General features: G+C 56.2%; 13 protein-coding genes. 8 read left to right on the forward strand and 5 right to left on the reverse strand.

Going from position 1 to position 18,847, the window contains the following annotated elements; genetic code table 11:
• Window positions 1-303: 303 nt before the first annotated feature.
• Window positions 304-1,470 (forward strand): tRNA preQ1(34) S-adenosylmethionine ribosyltransferase-isomerase QueA, encoded by a 1,167-nt coding sequence (gene queA / locus CEE69_RS13885; RefSeq protein ID WP_099261222.1) that lies wholly within the window; start codon window positions 304-306, stop codon window positions 1,468-1,470.
• 91 nt (window positions 1,471-1,561) lie between these two features.
• Window positions 1,562-3,079 carry a sulfatase family protein gene (locus tag CEE69_RS13890; RefSeq protein WP_099261223.1) on the forward strand — a complete coding sequence of 506 codons (1,518 nt, stop codon included), beginning with the start codon at window positions 1,562-1,564 and terminating at the stop codon, window positions 3,077-3,079.
• Between the two features lie 23 nt (window positions 3,080-3,102).
• Here CEE69_RS13890 and CEE69_RS13895 read toward each other — a convergent pair whose 3' ends face one another.
• From CEE69_RS13895 to CEE69_RS13905, 3 genes are read right to left on the reverse strand one after another with little or no spacing between them, the layout of a single operon-like run.
• Window positions 3,103-5,160: an alpha-amylase family glycosyl hydrolase gene (locus tag CEE69_RS13895; protein ID WP_233215208.1), complete on the reverse strand. Its 2,058-nt coding sequence runs from the start codon at window positions 5,158-5,160 to the stop codon at window positions 3,103-3,105.
• Window positions 5,111-7,426 (reverse strand): HAD family hydrolase, encoded by a 2,316-nt coding sequence (locus tag CEE69_RS13900; protein WP_099261224.1) that lies wholly within the window; start codon window positions 7,424-7,426, stop codon window positions 5,111-5,113. The genes CEE69_RS13895 and CEE69_RS13900 overlap by 50 nt, the downstream gene beginning before the upstream one ends.
• 41 nt (window positions 7,427-7,467) lie before the next feature.
• A complete protein-coding gene (locus tag CEE69_RS13905) occupies window positions 7,468-8,496 on the reverse strand; it encodes a carbohydrate kinase family protein (protein ID WP_099261225.1) in 1,029 nt (342 codons plus the stop codon).
• A gap of 78 nt (window positions 8,497-8,574) precedes the next feature.
• Between CEE69_RS13905 and CEE69_RS13910 the strand changes: the two genes are divergently transcribed.
• A complete protein-coding gene (locus tag CEE69_RS13910) occupies window positions 8,575-11,391 on the forward strand; it encodes an HAD-IIB family hydrolase (protein ID WP_099261226.1) in 2,817 nt (938 codons plus the stop codon).
• A gap of 162 nt (window positions 11,392-11,553) precedes the next feature.
• Window positions 11,554-13,362 carry a peptidylprolyl isomerase gene (locus tag CEE69_RS13915; protein ID WP_099261227.1) on the forward strand — a complete coding sequence of 603 codons (1,809 nt, stop codon included), beginning with the start codon at window positions 11,554-11,556 and terminating at the stop codon, window positions 13,360-13,362.
• Between the two features lie 96 nt (window positions 13,363-13,458).
• On the opposite strand, the gene CEE69_RS13920 is transcribed toward CEE69_RS13915, so the two are convergent.
• Complete coding sequence (locus tag CEE69_RS13920; RefSeq protein ID WP_099261228.1) at window positions 13,459-14,253, reverse strand: BPL-N domain-containing protein; 795 nt, start codon at window positions 14,251-14,253, stop codon at window positions 13,459-13,461.
• A gap of 132 nt (window positions 14,254-14,385) precedes the next feature.
• On the opposite strand from CEE69_RS13920, the gene CEE69_RS33180 reads away from it, so the two are divergent.
• From CEE69_RS33180 to CEE69_RS33185, 4 genes are all read left to right on the forward strand, one after another.
• Window positions 14,386-14,829: a hypothetical protein gene (locus tag CEE69_RS33180; RefSeq protein ID WP_233215209.1), complete on the forward strand. Its 444-nt coding sequence runs from the start codon at window positions 14,386-14,388 to the stop codon at window positions 14,827-14,829.
• A gap of 198 nt (window positions 14,830-15,027) precedes the next feature.
• Window positions 15,028-15,870, forward strand: a complete 843-nt coding sequence (locus CEE69_RS13930) for a transglutaminase-like domain-containing protein (protein WP_099261229.1) — start codon at window positions 15,028-15,030, stop codon at window positions 15,868-15,870.
• Complete coding sequence (locus CEE69_RS13935; RefSeq protein WP_099261230.1) at window positions 15,867-16,634, forward strand: Ntn hydrolase family protein; 768 nt, start codon at window positions 15,867-15,869, stop codon at window positions 16,632-16,634. The genes CEE69_RS13930 and CEE69_RS13935 overlap by 4 nt, the downstream gene beginning before the upstream one ends.
• 289 nt (window positions 16,635-16,923) lie before the next feature.
• On the forward strand, window positions 16,924-17,268 hold the full coding sequence (locus CEE69_RS33185; RefSeq protein ID WP_233215210.1) for a hypothetical protein: 345 nt from the start codon (window positions 16,924-16,926) through the stop codon (window positions 17,266-17,268).
• A 124-nt stretch (window positions 17,269-17,392) separates the two neighbouring features.
• Here CEE69_RS33185 and CEE69_RS13945 read toward each other — a convergent pair whose 3' ends face one another.
• Window positions 17,393-18,811 carry a hypothetical protein gene (locus CEE69_RS13945; protein ID WP_099261231.1) on the reverse strand — a complete coding sequence of 473 codons (1,419 nt, stop codon included), beginning with the start codon at window positions 18,809-18,811 and terminating at the stop codon, window positions 17,393-17,395.
• Window positions 18,812-18,847: the final 36 nt, after the last annotated feature.

The following is an 18,847-nucleotide window of genomic DNA, read 5'->3' on the forward strand; positions in this document are numbered from 1 at the left end:
CTCGACGACTGCGGATCACTTTGCCAATCACTTTCGTCGCCCGCCATGGCGAGCTGACCGGTACGCTGACCGGTACACCGCGGACAAAACTGGATGCCCCATTCCTTTTACAATTAGCAAATCAGCTTCCTCTGTCGCGGATGCCGCCTGCGATGGCACCGCATTGCCTGAACCCCGATCCTGGGTGAATCCTTCATCTCAACCTGGACGGAGGCCGCGAACCGATGCAGCGTTCCTGGAAGATGCGGTGTTCCTAGAAGGTGTTCCCGGAAGCTGTGCTCGCGACAATCGCCGAACGTCCCTATGCTGGTCGATCGATTGTTTCCGACACTTTTCCTCCGTCCGTACGCGTCTTTCCGCATGCCATCCCTGGATCTCTACGACTACGAACTGCCTCGCGAACTGATCGCACAGGAGCCTTTGCCAAACCGAGTCGACGCTCGGCTGATGGTGATCGATCGGGCATCGGGTGAGATCGAACATCACCATGTTCGGGACCTTCCAGAATTGCTTCGAGCGGAAGATGTGATGGTGATGAACAATTCGCGAGTCGTTCCGGCTCGATTGTTTGGCAGACGCACCAAAACGGGAGGTCGCTGGCAGGGGCTGTTCTTGCGGTCCGATCGAGCGACCGGCGTCTGGGAGCTACTGACCAAGACTCGTGGCACGCTGCAAACCGGAGAAACAATCACGCTGGATGACCGCGACGCGAGAGCGGGTGGCGAGCTGATGGTGATCGGACGCGACGACGAAGGCCACTTGCTCGTTCAACCGGTTCCGAACGATTTCTTCGAAGGACCTTCGCAGGCGATCGAACCAGGCAAATGGCTGGATCGCTACGGCCGCATTCCCATCCCGCCGTACATTCGCGACGGACACATGGTCGATGCGGACGTGACAAATTACCAAACCGTTTTCGCCAGCAGCAAACCCGAAGATGCAGGAAGCGTCGCGGCTCCAACCGCCGGACTGCACTTCACAAAACAACTGATGGGTGAGATCGCGAAGGGGCAAACTGCAATGGCCGAAGTCACGTTGCATGTCGGCATCGGCACTTTCCGGCCGATCGAAGTCGATGACATCGACCAGCACCGAATGCACGAAGAGTGGGGCCGAATCGAAGACGACGCGGTGGAAATAATCAACGATCGTCGGAGCGGTGGTGGTCGCTGCGTTGCCGTGGGCACAACCAGCGTTCGCGTGCTGGAAAGCTGCGTGGCTCAGCGAGACGAAACGAATGGCCGCGGTGTCGCGGAAACCTGGACTGGCGCGACGGATATCTTCATCAAGCCGCCTTATCGGTTTGGCGTGGTCGATGCATTGATGACGAACTTTCACCTGCCCAAAAGTTCGCTGTTGGTTTTGGTCAGCGCGTTCGCCGGTCACGACTTGATTCGCCGTGCATACAAAGAAGCGATCGCGAACGAATACCGCTTCTTCAGCTACGGCGACGCGATGCTGATCGTGTGACCGAAGGTGGCAGAGCGACGCGGGCATACGCGTGAGGAAACGGTTACATTCGTATCCTCCCTTCGTCTGTCTTGCCCCGGAGCCACCATCGATGCCTTCCTTCCAGATCTCTCGGACAATCGTCATCCACTTCTTGTTGCTTGCTGCCATCGTGAGCGCGATGGTGCTCGGCAATTGGAGTGGCAACGTTTCCGCAGCAGATCGACCGAACGTCATTCTGCTGATGGGCGACGATCACGGATGGGACGAGACCGGATACAACGGCCATCCACACTTGCAGACACCGATCCTGGACCAAATGGCGGCGACCGGACTGCGACTGGATCGCTTTTATGCCGCCCATCCGACGTGCTCGCCAACAAGAGGCAGCGTCATCACCGGACGGCATCCAAACCGCTACGGAACGTTCACGCCAAACTATTCGATTCGTCCCGAAGAGATCGGTGTTGCCAGCTTGTTGAAACAAGCGAGCTACCACACCGCCCACTTCGGCAAGTGGCACCTCGGACCGGTCAAAGCCTCCTCACCGACGAACCCAGGAGCGTTCGGCTTCGACGAGTGGTTGTCACACGACAACTTCTTCGAGCTCAACCCTTGGCTGTCGCACAACGGTGGCGCACCTCAGCAGTTCCAGGGCGAGAGCTCCGAATTGCTGGTTGATCGAGCGATTGAATACCTTCAAACGGTCCCAAGTGACGAACCATTCTTTCTCGTGATCTGGTATGGATCACCGCATGAGCCCTACAGCGGCTTGCCAAAAGACTTGGCACTGTACGACGAACTGCCCAGCCAATATTCCGACCAAATGACACGCCTGACCTCCAACAAAACCGGGTTGCCAGTCCGGCGACCACTCGGCGATGTTCTCCGCGAACGCTATGCAGAAATCACTGCAATGGATCGTTCAATTGGAACCCTACGTCAGTGGTTGGCCGCGAATCAACTTCGTGACAATACCATGTTGTGGTACTGCGGCGACAACGGCACATCCGGTGATGGAATCGTCACTTCGCCACTGCGTGGCCAAAAATCGGACCTGTATGACGGCGGAATCCGCGTACCAGGATTGATCGAATGGCCGGCCAAAATCCGCCAGCCGACCACTTCGCAGGTTCCATCAGTCACAACCGACATCCTGCCAACGCTCTGTGAACTCGCGGGCGTCGCGGTGCCGCAACGACCACTCGATGGCATCAGTCTGGTTCCACTGCTGGATGGCAAGATGAAACAACGCAATCAACCGATTTGTTTCTGGAGCTTCGACCACCGCCGAGAATCCCAGCGGGATCCTTACCTGCCCGAGGAAGCCCAGCGAGGCACCACGCCGCTGGTGAAATTGATGCGGGGCAATGCAACGCGAAACTTTGTCAATTTCCATCACCCGAAGATTGAGCCGCAAGACTTCGGCGGCAACCGCGTGATCCTGGACGATCGCTTCAAACTAGTTGTCTCCGCGGATGGCTCCAAACAACTCTTTGAGATGCGTACAGATCCGACTGAGACCGAGAACGTGCTCGCCGACCAGCCTGAGATCGCCCAAAGCCTGACCGATCAACTGCAGACCTGGCAACAATCGGTGCTAGAAAGCCTCACCGGCCAGGACTACTGAGCCAGTTGGCTGAATCGATTTGATCAGACGCGGTGCAGCCACATGAATTCGTACGGGCCCAACGTCAACGGATGCGATGTGGTGATCGTTTGCCCCGAGTAGAGATCTTCGAAGAAGCGACCCATGCCAGCCGTCCGCAGTCGGTTGCTGTCGATCTCTTGCGAGTGCTCACAAAAGTTCGCGACGACGATGACACGGTTGCCTTCGTGTTGACGAACGTAGCCGAGCAGGTGAGGCGACTCGAGCACCAACAGCTCCATGTCCAAACCACCAAACGCTGGCGTCATTTTTCGAATCGCGATCAGCTTGCGAATCGATCGATAAATGCGACCGCGAATGGAACCGTCATCACCAAGTTCGTCGAGGAACTTCCACTGCATTTTGGGACGGTGAACCCAACGGGTGTCGCCGGCTTTCGCGGGATCTTTGACGAAATCGTAGTCGTTCAGTGCTCCCCACTCTTCTCCCAAGTACACCAACGGAATCCCGCCGACACTGAGCATCATCGCGTTGAGCAACAGAATGCGGCGAATCGCCAGTTCTTTCAAATCGTCGCTTTCAGCCTCGATGGCTTGCTCCAAACCCGCCAATGATGCGAGCGTCCCGCTGATCCGCATGTCGCCGTTGTCGGGGTTGTGCTGGAATGGCACACCTCGCGCGAAAGAGCCTTCGAACTGACCGGTGTAAAACGCATTGAGGAATTGGCGATGCCCAAAAGCTTCGATTCCAACCGCCGCAGCGTCCGCGTCATCGAAAGTCCAACCGATGTCGTCGTGACAACGCAGGTAGTTCACCCACGTCGTTCGCTCCGGCAATTTATGGCGTCGGGCCAAAGATCTTCGCAGCAACTTGGTGTCTCGCGTGGCCAGCGACTCCCACATCAACGCCATCAGCGTCGGGTTGTACGACGTTTGGCATTCTTTGTGACTGATGTAACGCACCACATCATCGGGATGCACAATCGCTTCGCTCTTGAACACCAAACCGGGTGCTGCGATTCGAACGCACGAGTTGAATGCTCGAATCAACGTGTGGGCTTCGGGAAGGTTTTCGCAGTTCGTTCCCATTTGTTTCCAAATGAAAGCGACCGCATCCAGACGCAACAGATCGACACCCGTGTTGGCAATGAACAACATCTCCGACAACATCGCTCGGAAGACTTCCGGGTTTCGATAATTCAAATCCCACTGGAAGCTATTGAACGTCGTCCAGACCCATTGCTGCATCCCATCGTGCCACGTGAAGTTCCCACGGCGAACGGTCGGGAAGATTTCACGAAGCGTCCGCTCGTACTGATCCGGCACTTCGCGATCAGGAAAGATGAAGTAGTACTTTTGGTATTCCTCATTTCCCGACTGAGCTTGTTGGGCCCAGTAGTGATCGTCGGCGGTGTGATTGAATACAAAGTCGAGCACCAAAAGAATTCCAGCCTCGCGCAGATCGTCCGCCAACAACCGCAGATCGTCGATCGTTCCGACTCGAGGATCCACGCTGCGGTAGTTGCTGATCGCATAGCCGCCGTCGTTGTTGCCTGGTCGCACCGCGAATAGCGGCATCAGGTGAAGGTAGCTCAGCCCGAGATCTTGAAAATACGGGATCTGCTTTCGCAACTCGCCGAGATTTTCGCTGAACAAATCAACGTAGAGGGCTCCGCCGACCAGCTTCTCAGATTGATACCACTCCGGATTGTTGATGCGATTTTCGTCGTCCTGCTTCAACGGCTCGGGGCGCATCCGCCAGCCGCGAATGATCGTGTGCAGGATTTGTTCGAGGTGGTAAAAGAAATCCCATTGGTCGCCGTACAGGTGCACCAGGTAACCAAACAGGTCGTCCCAGTGCTGGACGATTCGCATCTGAATTTCGTCGGCTTCTTGCTGGGAAACGTTTTCGACTTCCCAAAACGATTCCAATTTCGGCAGCAAACGATTCAACGCACTCTGCGCCCGCGAATCCTTCACGCCGTTGCGAACCGCGTGCATCAGCGCGTTGGTGAGCATTGCGTTCATGTTCTTTGCTGGAGCGGGGGCTGGATCAGGAGGCAGTGGCGGTTTCAGAAGATTGACGTTGGTTGCGGTCGTCATTCATGTCGCCTGCGGATTGTTCGTCATGTTGTTCATTCGTTTCCTCACCCGCCGTTTCGCTCGTCCGGTGCTTCCCGGGCTCGTGCTCGATCCGATCGTTCGGAATTCGGATGTGGTTGAGGAAATCGTAATACTCGATTCCTTCCATGATCCCACGAGCGTGGTGCCCTTCAGCGAAGTAAATCCGTGGCAATCGACGCAGCTTGTCGAGTTCGGGACTGTAGTTCCCGACGACGACGCCTAATGTGCCACCCTTCAGCATGCCTTCGTCATTGCCGCAGTCTCCCGCGACCAGCAAACGCTCGGGTTCAAACCCCCAGCGATAAGCGAGGTGTCGCAACGACAGTTCGCTGCCGCCGCGGAGCGGGATGATGTCTAAAAACGATCCCAGCGACAACACGACTTTCACACGAAGTCCGGCCGAACGAAGCATTTTGCGAATTTGTGCAACGGACGGCGATGCTTCCGGGTCGATCCGGTAGCTGATCTTAAATTCGGATTGATCCTTGTCCTTTTGCAAAAACAAACCGGGCACTTCATCAAGCACGTCGTGAACCAGCTTCGGTTGCCAGTGGTGCTTGATCTGTTTACGCCATGAAAGGTCAGGCGTGAGGTCCTGGCCGTAGTACAACTCAGTACCAACAGCCGCCGACAATACATCAGGCCGCGGCAAATTGAGTTTCGTGATCAGCGACATGGCTTCATCGAGCGAACGCCCGGTATCGATGCCAAATCCAACATCTCGTCCGGCCGTGTTCAGCAGATCAACAAAGTCCGCCAGAGCGTCCTCGTCGCCGGTCAAAGTGTTGTCGAGATCCGTCATGATTATTCGATCGAACTCGGGCAATCGACGCGTCGTTCGGCCCATCGATTGAGCAAGCGCCGGAGTCGCCGACTCCTCGATGATTTCGGTCACGTCTCGCAGGTAGCGATCGACGTGGTTGCCCCAACTGTAGTGCGTTCGCGAGCCTTCGATTCCGTTTTCGGACCAAGTCTTCCATTGCTCGGGCTCCGTCAAACCACGCATCAACGCGTGGTCAATTTCTTCCGCCGACAATGGATCGACCAGCAACCCGTTTTGGCAATTCGCGATGATGTCGCGCGGACCGCCGTCGTTCGTGGCAACGATCGGAACACCGCTGGCCGCGGCCTCCAACAACGTCAGCCCAAAGGGTTCCGTCAACGCCGGATTGACGAAAATCCCTTTTCGACGGGCGGTCAAACGATAAAGCTCCGGCACATCACTCGGACGATGCGACTTCGGATACGCGACATGCCCGTACAAGTCATACACATCGATCAAATGCAAAACGTTCGTCAGGACTCGGCGTTGCCCGGACGGCATCTCACGCAAATCGTCGCGTGATCCCAGCACGAGCACCAAGTTCGCCATTTCGCGAAACTTGGGATTCTCGCCGAACACGCGAACCAGCATCTCAATGTTCTTCCGTTCGTCCGGCCGCGCCATCGCGACGACCATTGGCTTTTCGGAGTCCTTCAAAAAGGGCGTCAGCTGGTCATGAATTCGCGGCAGCGGTTCTGATTCATCGACCGGATAGAACTGCTGCAGGTCGACGCCCGGAGGGATGACCTCCATGCGATCGGGTTGATAGTGATCGTAGATTGAGTACTGCTCTTCGACTTCTTGCCCGGTGCTCGTGATGACCATCGAAGCGGTCTCGAGCGCGAATTCTTCGGCCTCTTCGCGAACCGTGAACTTGAACTTTTTATCCAAATCGCGAGGTGCTTTCGGAGCCTTGGATTCTTGCGATGCCGCCACCATCCGCTGCCGTTTCACTCGTCCGAGCGAGTGCCCGGTGAAGACATACGGCACATGTAGAAGGCGAGCCAATTGAGCGCCCGCGTAGCCCGCATCGGCGTAGTGACCGTGGATCAGATCCGGCAATCCGACCCGCCGGTAATGCCCCAACATTTGATCGATGAAGGTCTCCAGATAAGGCCACAAGCCTTCCTTCCGGAGATACCGTTTTGGCCCAAAGGGCACACGAACGATTTTCGCTTTTGGATTGATGATCTCTTCGACTTGGGCGTAGTCCGGTCCGACTCGCTCGTCAAAGATCTGCCGCGTGACCAGTTCGACGGATTCCACTTCCTCTCGACGCGAAAGTTCTTCCGCTAATTCGAGGACGTATTTGATCTGTCCTCCCGTGTCCGCGTCTCGTCCCAGTTCGCAATCTCGAGCACGAATCAATCCGTGCAAGCTAAGCAAAGTGACGCGAAGTGTCCCGCTGGCGGGCATGCTCATAGTATTCCTGTCGATAGAAGGTCCGAGTCCAGCGTTTGCGTTCAATCGTCCGGAACGCGATGCGGATCGTCGGTGAAATCAATCCGATAAAACTCGTTGTCGTCGCTGGTGGCTCCCGGCAAACCGCAGACTCGCGACGCAAACAGCGCCGCTGACTTCAGCGTGGGTTCCACTGGCAGCTTTCTCAAATGCCCGGCGATCGCCACTGATGCAAACGCATCTCCAGCACCGACCGGATCGATCAGAGGATCTGGCTCCGGAGCAACCACGATGATCGGTTTCGAATCACCGCTGTCGTTTGCCTGTGCGGAATCGCTCAAATAACACTCCGCACCGTCGGCGCCGAGCGTTACAAGAAGACATTTGAGATTGTCGCTCTTTGCAAGCAATTCGTGTGCCGCCGCTCGGCGATCGTCCACACTGGCCAATTCACGACTGGCCAAATCGCTCATTTCGTCTTCGTTCAGCTTCACCAGCCCCGCTCCGGGCATCAAATCGTCCAGCCATGCCACGTCATAATGAGGCTTGCGAACATTGATGTCGAAGAACACATCCAATTTCGTTGAATCGTCGCCGGCAAAGTAGTCACGCAGCTCGTGAATCGTTTTGCGATTGTGAGGACTTCGGTAGGCGAGCGTCCCGTGGTAGAGCAGCGACGGGAAGCCTTGTTCGCTGGCGTTGCGAATTCGATTTTTGATCGACTCCAAGACAGATTGATTCGGCACCGGAATCTGGTCGTATGCCACACCGCTAACAATTTCGTATTGCGGTTCACCGTCTTCCAGCGTCACCGCAACGGTACCGGTGGGCACTCCCGGTAGGACCGCGACGGCATCAGTGGACAATCCCCACTCACGCATTCGGCGAAGGATCTCTTTGCCGAGATCGTCGTCACCGACGGCACTGACGAACAAAGGTTGCAGTCCAAAGCCCGCCAAATTCCAAGCCACATTCAGCGGCGCGCCACCCAACACTTGACGGTCGGGGAAACAATCCCACAGCACTTCGCCCACAATGACCGCGACGCCTGCCTGAGGAACTTGACTGCGGGCAATCGACGAATCGGTCATCGTGCGTTGTAATCCTTGAGAAGCGAACTGATTGAAATTTCAAACATCATCCTCACGCGACAACGCTGATCTTACACGATGAATTCCACGATCGCATCCAACCCGACGCCCTCGCGAATTGTTTCGATCACGGCATTGCCGCCCAAAGTCTTGGCAACGGATTTGGACGGCACGTTCTTGCCGCTCGAAGGGGACGATGCCGCCGTAGCCTCGATGGAACAAATTCGAGAGCAACTCAACGCAATCGATGTGCCGCTCGTCTTTGTCACCGGTCGCCACTTCGATTCCGTACGTGATGCGATCGGCGAATTTGACCTGCCAAAGCCTCAATGGATTTTGTGCGATGTCGGTGTCAGCATCTACAAAGCGGATGGCGAAGGCGGATACGTTCGCGAATCAGCCTACGAGCAAATTCTCGACGAAGTCCTCGGCGAAATTGATATCGAGAAACATCGACAAGCAATCGGCGAGCTCGAAGACTTCACCTTGCAGGAGTCATTCAAACAAGGAAGGCACAAGTGGAGCTACTACGTTCCGGCCGATGAATTGGAAGCTTGCCACGAGGCGGTCGAGGCCTACCTCAAACTGCACGAACTGCCGTGCAGCATCGTCAGCAGCATCGACCCATTCAACAACGACGGGTTGGTCGATGTCTTGCCGCACGGAGCCTCCAAGGCTTTCGCGTTGCATTGGTGGTGCGAACAACACGATCTTCAGCCGGAACAAATCGTGTTCTGTGGCGACTCGGGCAATGACACCGCGGCGTTGATCGCCGGTTACCGCTCGGTGGTCGTTGGCAACGCGGATCGCAAAATCGCTCGCAAGGTTGCCGACGCACATCACACCGCAGGTTGGGCCGATCGATTGCGTCTGGCGAAGGGCACCAGCACTTCCGGAGTTCTCGAGGGAGCCCGTTGGTTTGGACTGCTTGAATCACCGGCCGAACTGGATACAACGCAAACAGATTCGATCGGGCTCGAGGAATCGATACCATGGGGAGCACGCCTGATAGCCTCCAACCGCGCCGAGTTCACCCTTTGGGCTCCGAAACAAAAACAGGTGGTGCTGGAGATTCTTCCTGATCGACTCATTCGCATGCAGCGTCAAGACCGAGGCTTTCACCACTGCATCGTGGACGGCGTGGTCGATGGCACCCGGTATCAATATCGATTCGTTCGAGATGAAGCTACCGGTTCATTTGTTGATGTGGATGCGGAACTTAATGTCGACATGTTGCTGCATGCTCTTCCTGATCCGGCCTCACGCTATCAACCCGAAAGCGTGCACGGTCCATCTGCGATCGTCGACACACAGTTTTCATTTCAATCGACCGCAACGACGGCTGCGAAAGAACTGGACGACCTGATCATCTACGAGATGCACATGGGAACGTTCACCGAACAGGGGACCTACCTGTCCGCGATCGAGCGACTCGATGAATTGGTCGACCTTGGAATCACCGCGATTGAATTGATGCCGATCGCTGCGTGTGCCGGACGCTGGAATTGGGGCTACGACGGAACGCACTGGTACGCACCGATGACGGCGTTCGGAACGCCCGATGAATTTCGCCAGTTCATCGATGCGGCTCACACCCGTGGATTGTTGGTGATGGTTGACGTGGTCTACAACCACTTCGGTCCCGAGGGCAACTACTGGTCTGAGTTCGGACCTTACACATCGAGAAAGCACACGACCGTCTGGGGCGCGGCGCCGAACTTTGACGATCCCAAACGAGGTGACATCGTTCGCCGTTTTGTAATCGACAACGCAATCATGTGGCTCAACGAGTACAACCTGGATGGCTTGCGAGTCGACGCGATCCACTGCATGAAAGACGACTCAGCCGAACACATCACGACGCAAATGGGGGAAGAAATCCGCAAGTGGTCCGACGAGGCCGGCCGCCGCGTGTGGCTGATCGCGGAAACCAATGTCTACGACGCCGCGATGGTCAAACCACTCAGCGAGGGTGGCACGGGATTCGATGCTCAATGGAGCGATGACTTCGTGCACAGTATGTTCGCGACGGTTCGACCTGATGAACAACTGACGCAAAGAATTTATTCGCCCGGCAGCGACCTGGAGCAAACACTTCGTCGCGGTTTCGTTTTCGCGGGCGACGTTCGTGGCGACCGAGGTCGCGAATCGGAACCGACGCTGGACACCGACGGAATGCTGCGCCGCATCGACACGCGATCGTCGATCATCTGTATCCAGAACCACGACTTCATCGGCAACCATCCTACCGGCATGCGGTTGCACCAACTGACTTCGCCGGAGACTCAAGCCGCGGCGGTAACGCTGGCGATGCTGCTGCCCTCCATTCCGATGTTGTTCATGGGAGAAGAATTCGCGTCGCCCAACCCATTCCAGTTCTTCGTCGACTTTGGTGACCCACGATTGCAACGAGCCGTCGTCCGAGGACGCAAACGCGAGTACCCGCAACACGACTGGAGCAACGGCGTGCTTCCGACGGACGAGGAAGCGATGCGATCATCCGTGATCGGCAGTGTTGAATCAGGCAGTGAAACGATGCGGAACTGGTACAAGACCCTGATTTCGATCCGCAAACAATTCGTCAACACCGGCCTACTCTCGCCGGACAACTTCAGCGTTGACGTCAATTGCGAGGCCAACCTGTACTCGCTCAGCTATCGATCTGGACGCGAGGCCTTGCAGGTCATGGTCCGCCTGTCACCACTCAGCGAATCAGAACCCCAAGACGAAGCACCGCCCGTTGATCCGTTGCCGGCCACGCCGGAGGGTGCATCCTCCGACGCGTGGCGATTGCTTGCTGATTCAATGGAAGCGTTTGGAGAACCGTTGACCGATGGGTTGCTGCCCAACCACGCTCGCATTTGCTACTTCGAAAACGACGAAGCGGACGTCTGAGCTTCGCTGGCTCGCGTGAACACCCCAATCCCCCATCACCAACGATCATTTTGACACTGTTTTGTGACAAACCGTCGTTTGATTGAACTTGAGGCAAAAAACTGATTTTCCTAAAGTCGCGGCTTCAGGACCAAAATCACCCGGATAAAGGAATGTCCGAAGATGACGACTCAATCCAATCTGGCGTTGCACGCAACGTCCCCACAAAAGCTCATTCGTCGACTTCTCCTACTCACCGCAGCTTTCGTGGCGATCCTGAGCGGCGTTTCGGCACCGCGTGTCGATGCGGCTGAAAACTCAGTTGTCGCCGTGGTCAACGCTGACCCGATTTCGCGTGACACATTGGCCTCCGCCAGCGTCGATCGCTACGGAACCGACGTGCTGGACAACTTGATCAATCGTCACTTGATCATGCAGGAGTGCAAACGCCGTGGCCTGGGTGTCACGACCGAAGAAGTTCGTACCGAAATCCTCCGCGTTGCCAAGAAGTTTGGACTGAACGTTGAGAGCTACCTGCAACTTCTCCAAGAAGAACGCGACATCACGCCTGACCAATACAGCCGTGAAATCATTTGGCCCATGTTGGCGTTGCGAAAACTGGTCGCCGACGAAGTCGTTGTTTCTCAAGAAGAATTCAACCGTGCATTCGTTTCGCAATACGGCGAAGCCATCAAATGCCGCATGGTGATGGTTCAAGACAAATCACAAGCGGTCCAACTGCACGCCCAAGCCGCCGCGGAACCAAGCAGCTTTGCTCGTCTCGCGAAAGAGTTCAGCGAAGACCCAACCAGTGCGAGCGTCGGCGGGTTGATCCCACCGATTCGTCGTTACATGGGTGACGAAGTCATCGAAGAAGCTGCTTTCGCACTGAAAGAAGATCAAGTGTCGGATGTGTTGCCAGTGGGTGACCAATGGATGTTCCTGCAAGCCGTTCGTCGGATGCCCGCCAGCCAGCCGTCGCCACAAGCATTGCCGGCGATCAAAGAACAAATCAACGATCGAATCCGTGACGAAAAGATGAAAACGGCTGCGAGCCAACTGTTCGCTCAGCTTCAAAAGCAAGCCCAAGTCGTCAAGGTCTTGGGTGACTCGCAAGCCTCGGCGAAGTACCCGGGCGTTGCTGCAATCATCAACGGACAACAAGTTTCAATCGCAAACGTCGCTGCCGAATGTATCAAGCGTCACGGCGAAAGCGTCTTGGAGGGCGAGATCAACCGCAAGCTCCTGGCACAGGCCCTTTCGAAGTCAGGCAAAAAGATTACCGACGATGACTTGAAAGCTGAAATCGAACGTGCCGCCATCAGCTTTGGCTACATGACCGTGAACGGATCCGCTGACGTGCAAGCTTGGTTCGACGCCGTCTTGGAAGGCGGCCCGGGAACTCGCGAGGTCTACATCGAAGACGTCGTGTGGCCCAGCGTGGCCCTCAAGAAATTGGTGGAAGACGAAACGACTCTGACCCAACAAGACCTGCAACAAGGTTTCGAGTCACACTACGGTCCTCGTGCCGAAGTCTTGGCTTGCGTCCTGTCCGACCAACGCAGTGCCCAAAAGGTTTGGGAAATGGCTCGTGACAACCCGACCGATCAATTCTTTGGCCAACTGGCCAACCAATACAGCATCGAACCGGTTTCCTCCAGCAACTTCGGCAAGGTCCCACCGATCCGCCAACACGGTGGCCAGCCTTCGGTTGAGAAGGAAGTCTTTCAAATGAAACCCGGTGACCTCAGTGGCATCATCGCGACGGGTGACAAGTACATCATCCTGCGTTGCCAAGGATTCACCGAACCGGTTGTTTCCGACTTCAATGCCGTTCAAGAAGAACTGCAAAGCGTGTTGATCGAAAAGAAGATGAACGTGGCTATGGGCCTGAAGTACGACGAACTCAAGCAAACCGCAGAGATCGACAACTTCTTCGTGGCATCGAAAGAGATCCCACGTGTCGCCGGCGAAAATCGCGGCTCACGCTGATCGTTCAAACCGCGCCGCTCTTGCGACTGAAAACATCGGCCACGCTCGGATGCTCGTCATCCCAGCGTGGCTTTTTCATGCGCCACTCGAAGTTCATCACTTATCCGCCAACCAATCGACAACGGTTGGAATCCAGTGCTCTAACCCATCGGTCAATTCAGGGTGCGGACCAAAGCAAAACACACGGCCGTCGCCATAGTCACACCGAACGGCGGCCGAGGTTCCTTCCATCACGCCCTCGGGAGCCCCCTTCTTCGCTATCCCAGAAGAATAGATCGCGAGGCTCTCGTAGTCAGGCACTTCCGGGTCATCCCATTCACGCCGGCCCAACAATGGCCCTTGTGCGTAATAGATTTCAGCCTCGGCTTCCTCCAGACCAAAGAAGGAAACCGCTTCTTCGGATAGCTCGAGCTCGACTTTTCCATTCCCCCGAGCCCAGTGCTTGCGATCAACCACTTTCGCGTCAATCAAGTTGAGCGACCAAGAGTAATCGTTCGTGGCCAAGTAGGCCCCCGCGCAGACGCCGAGATATCCGCCTCCTTGCTGAACAAAGTCACGCACGGCGGCGCGGCCCTCTTCGCCAAGAGCACGGCCTTGCTTGCCACCGCTTCCTCCTGGATGGACCAGCACGTCAAACTCGGCCAACTCCCCGACAACGATCTCATCCGCGGTGATTCGTTCGATCTCGAACTTATCAACCGAGTCTTCGCCGAACGCACGAATCAGCTTGGTCGAACTACCGCCAGCTCCGTCGCCCTGATACACCGCCACGCGAGTGCACTGCTCTGCCGCGATTGAATCGGCCGCCAAAATCAGACAGACGATGCTTCCAGCCAAAGACAAGAATCGCTCGCGAAGTCTCGGCATCGTGACAATCGGGTGTTCGTTCATCGAATTTCATTCCAGTTGAGGACCCACGGTTGACGGATCCGGCTCGTACAAGTGGGGCATCGGTTGCACTGCGAAGTTTAGTTTCGCAACGTCCCCCGAAACAGCCGATTGGACCGCCTTACCGTTCCGAGGATGGCAGCCCCGCTAAAGTTCGGTGAACGTGAACAACGACAATGCAAAACACCTGAAAGCGATCCAATCGAAGCCGGCTGCGTCGACTCCCCAGACTACCGGCTGGCGAGATGCTACGGGGCCACCCATACCATGGTGAGAACGACGGAGGCGGCCACGGACTTTGTGACACCGATGAACATTCACTCAGTCACTCCACAAGGAAACGCGATGAAAAGCGAAGCAACGACAGTCAAAAACTATTGCTCGCTGTACGCGATGTCCCTCTACAGCGACGCCGATTCGCTGACCGCCTTCCAAGCCTCTTTGGAAAGCCACCGGCAAAAAGCTGAACACGGGAAAATCATGCATCCGGTTCAAAAAGCTCGACGACTTGGCGTTGGACCTCATTGCCGAGCATCTTCGCGAAATCACCGTGGGCGACTATGTCGATTCCTAGGTTGACAAGATCCCAAAATGAAGGACGCGTGCTCGAACCGGCACACACTTTGCTCTACGTCGCCCATACCGACCCCGGATCAACGAAATGTCGCTTTCTCGCCGTATACTCGCGAGCGATCTGCTGAAATCCGTCCCCGGCAATTCACGCCGCGGCCAATGGGTCGATGAAACCACACACTTTACAAGAGACCTGACCGCATTATGAGTCAAATCAAAGTCGGTAGCCGGATTGTCTACCAAGTCAAATCGCCCACCACCTTTCTGTTCAACATTTCGGTTGCACAAAACGAACACCAGCCAATCGTGGACGAGGCACTCACTGTCGAGCCTTTTCACGAGATCCAGGAATGCGTCGTCAGCCCCTTGGGGAATCGTCTCGTTCGCCTCTCTGTGCCACCGGGGAACCTGGAAGTCCGCTACGACGCAACGGTCAACCTGAACGCGGAACAAGTCGAAGCGACGGAGGTCGGCGAAACTCCATACGAACAATTGCCAGCGGACGTGCTGACCTACCTCAACCCAAGCCGCTACTGCGAATCGGACGAGCTGCTCGATTTCGCGATGGAGCAATTCGGACATTTGTTGCCGGGATACTCTCGCGTGACGGCCATCTGCAATTGGACCTACAACGAACTGGCATACACACCCGGCAGCACCGGCCCGACGACAACCGCTCGCGATGTACTGAAGTTGAAACAGGGCGTATGCCGTGACTTCTCTCACGTCGCGATCAGCCTGTGCCGATCGATGGGAGTTCCTGCCCGATATGTTTCTGGTTACGCCGTCAACTTAAACCCGCCTGACTTCCACGGCTTCTTCGAAGCTTACCTGGACGGTCGCTGGTTCTTGTTCGACGCAACCCGTTTGGCTCCGGTTGGCGGCTTTGTTCGGATCAGCACCGGCCGCGATGCAGCCGACGTGGCGTTCAGCACCATTCGCGGCAGCGCAACGAATGTCGATATGGAGGTCTGGGCGAATCAGCAGCAGCCCAATGATGAACTGCTCGATCCTTCCAACGTTGAAACGGCGGTCAGCAGCGCATGACATTTTGCATCGGCATCAAAGTCCGCGAGGGGATTGTGGCTTTGGCGGACACCAGAATCGTTCGCGGAAGCGAACAGTCCAACAAACAGAAACTCGCCGAGTTCCAACACAACGGCCAAAGTCTCTTCACCATGACGAGCGGTCTACGCTCGGTTCGCGACAAGGCGATCACGTACTTGGACGAGTCACTTCGCAATGATTCGTCCGACGTGAATCGTCTCTATCAAATCGTCAATCGATTCGGCGAACAAATTCGTCGCGTGAAGGACGAAGACGGTGCGGCTCTCCAGTCGACCAACCACAAATTCAACTCGCATGCGATCATTGGCGGGCGACTGTTTGGGGATCTCTCACCGCAATTGTTCTACGTTTATCCGGAAGGAAATTGGATCGAAGCGGCCGAGGACGCACCGTACTTCGTGATTGGTAGGACGTACTACGGCAAACCAATTTTGGACCGACTGCTGACCTACGAGACTCCGCTACGCTCCGCAGTCGGGCTGGCACTGCTGGCATTTGACGCCACACGCACCAGCGTCACAGACGTCGACTACCCCATCGATGTTGCGGTCCTATCGAACCAATCCACCGCCCCAACGTTCCGGCGGTATTCGGAAGCCGACTTGGCCACCACAACGGCTTGGTGGTCGACAACATTGAGAGACGCATTGAACCAACTCCCCATGCAATGGGCCGATGACCTGCTGGCCAATTCACCATCGTTCGACACCAACCAGCCAATGCAGCAACAACAGCAGCAATGAGCGTCCTTGTCACGGTTTGATGAACATCGCTGCCTCCCCGGGTTGATTCCGCATTGTCGCCCACGCGAAAATGGTATCCGCTAAGACTTTGAAGTCGCTTCGATCGAGTTTGCTTTTGCCGATTCCGCAACGAGCAGCAATGCGAGACATCTCGATCGCAATGGCTTTCGTTGCAACCAAACGTGTCCACCGAGAAACGTTGGACACTTGGTGTTGAACGGCTTCAAGTCACCGTTCGTTCGCGTCTGCTCTCAGTCGCGAATTTGCCTCCTTTCGAAGAAGCATCATCATGACGGACGCTGAAACATCAGCCAAACTGACTTGGGTTATTCGATTGCTCGCTGCGAACTTAATCGTGATGGTGTTGGCGACTTCCACCTTGCTCTTTGGGCTGCTGCCCAAAGCAGAACGCGGCATTCAAACGGCGGAACGCATGGAAGCTCGATTCCAATCCTTCGCGGATGAGGTTCAGCCCGTCCTCAGCACAAGCGCCGACAAGGCAATGGAGACCATCAAAAAAATGGACGCCGATAGGCTTTCAAAAACAGCGACCGAGAAAACCGATTCGTTGTTGGATGCTGCCGCAGAACGCACGAAGCGACTCCTGAATCAAGACATCGACGATGATCAATAAAAAGTTGGCTGGGGCAGCGTTCACGAAAGATGAATCTGTTCGTCAAGAAACGATTTCATAACGGTACCCAAATGATGCGGCGAGTGACGGCAATCCATGCCTGGCCGGCGTTGTGAGCAGACCTCTAGCGGCGGCGACGAGTCCGGCGACCGGCTCGGCGAGCGTGTTCACTCATGGCTCCCGCCGCGGCGTGCGCCATCGCGTTGACCAACACCTGCGTCATCGGGTGCGTCGCGACGTTTGTGACCCGATCCATCGCGGTTGGCCCCCAACTCTGCATCCGCCGAATCGAATTCCACAGGTCATCCACATCGTGCGCCGTGCGAGCTCGATCCAGAGGCGTCAGCACATCCAGAATGTCCGAAAACTGACAACGAGCCTGCTCGTAACCCGAAGCACGAAAACGCTGCACCAGCCGGCCAATCGCTTGGTGGATCTGTTGCTGATCCATCATTTCGTCTTGGTGCCGATTGCTCGACAACTCGGTTTGGTCCATGCGTGTTTCGATCCCACGCAGCGACGCGACGATTTGGTCGTCGGTGATCTCAGGCGTCCGCCGGGCGTGCTGACGAAGTTCATGCGTGTCAGTCCGAGCAAGCATGTCACGGAACAGCTCGATCGCTTCTTGGCAGTACGAACATTGCGGTGTCTCGAGCTCGGTCAACTTGGCTTGCGTTTGTTCACAACGCTGCGTCCATTCATCGAGGTTCTTCAGCGTGGCATCCCGTTGCCGGTGAAGGGCGCGAACTTCGCGAAGGTGTTGATCCAACCCGTGCTGCTCAGCGGCGTTGTCGCGATGCTGGTCCAGTTCCTCCATCACGATCTCAAGTGCCTCGCGATCTTCTGCAATGATCGTTCGCATCGTCTCAGGAGTGGTCGTCAGGTAATCGTAGTTTCGCTTGGACTCGTTGTAGTTCGCCAGCTTGGCAACGAAGCGGTCCATCCGCCGCGTGAATCCGCGGTGGGTGTACTCGGACGTCCCGAATTTCCGATCTCGTAAGTAGCTGAACAAGTTGCACTCTTCGTAAGCGGGCAACTTTCGAGCAGCGTCCTGGTCGACCTCGTCCAAGTTCGCTTCGGCACGTTCGAGTGCCGCTTCGGCCATCGCGGCGCGATCCGACAGAGCGACAAAGCTGGGGTTGTCACGGAGCGTTTGCTCCACGGCCGCGATCAATTCTTCTTGCTTCGCTTCCGCCACTTCGATCGATTCATTCAACTGCGCCAGCGAGGTCTCTTGCGTTTGCCGTCCATGCGTGTCGGCCTCGAGATCCTCGTGCAATCGCCTCGCATGGTCCTGCTTCCGAAGCAATATCTCGGTCATGGACGCTCGCACTTCCGACCATGTTTCCTGGATCGCCTCGGTCGTCAACTCAGGCAAGTAGTGCTGAGCCAAACTACGGAGGGTCTCGTCGCGTTGGTTTTGCAGAGAGTCCTGAGTCGACTGAAAATCACCCAACTGAGAACGGAGTTGTTCCAGCTTCGCGGCGGCTTGGTTGTAGGCCGTCAGCAGTTGTTGATGGACGGTGGGTCCGGTCAGCGGCATGGCGAGACGAGGGGGCGAAAGGAACGTGTGCGAAGG

The organism is Rhodopirellula bahusiensis, from assembly GCF_002727185.1.
GTDB lineage: Bacteria > Planctomycetota > Planctomycetia > Pirellulales > Pirellulaceae > Rhodopirellula > Rhodopirellula bahusiensis.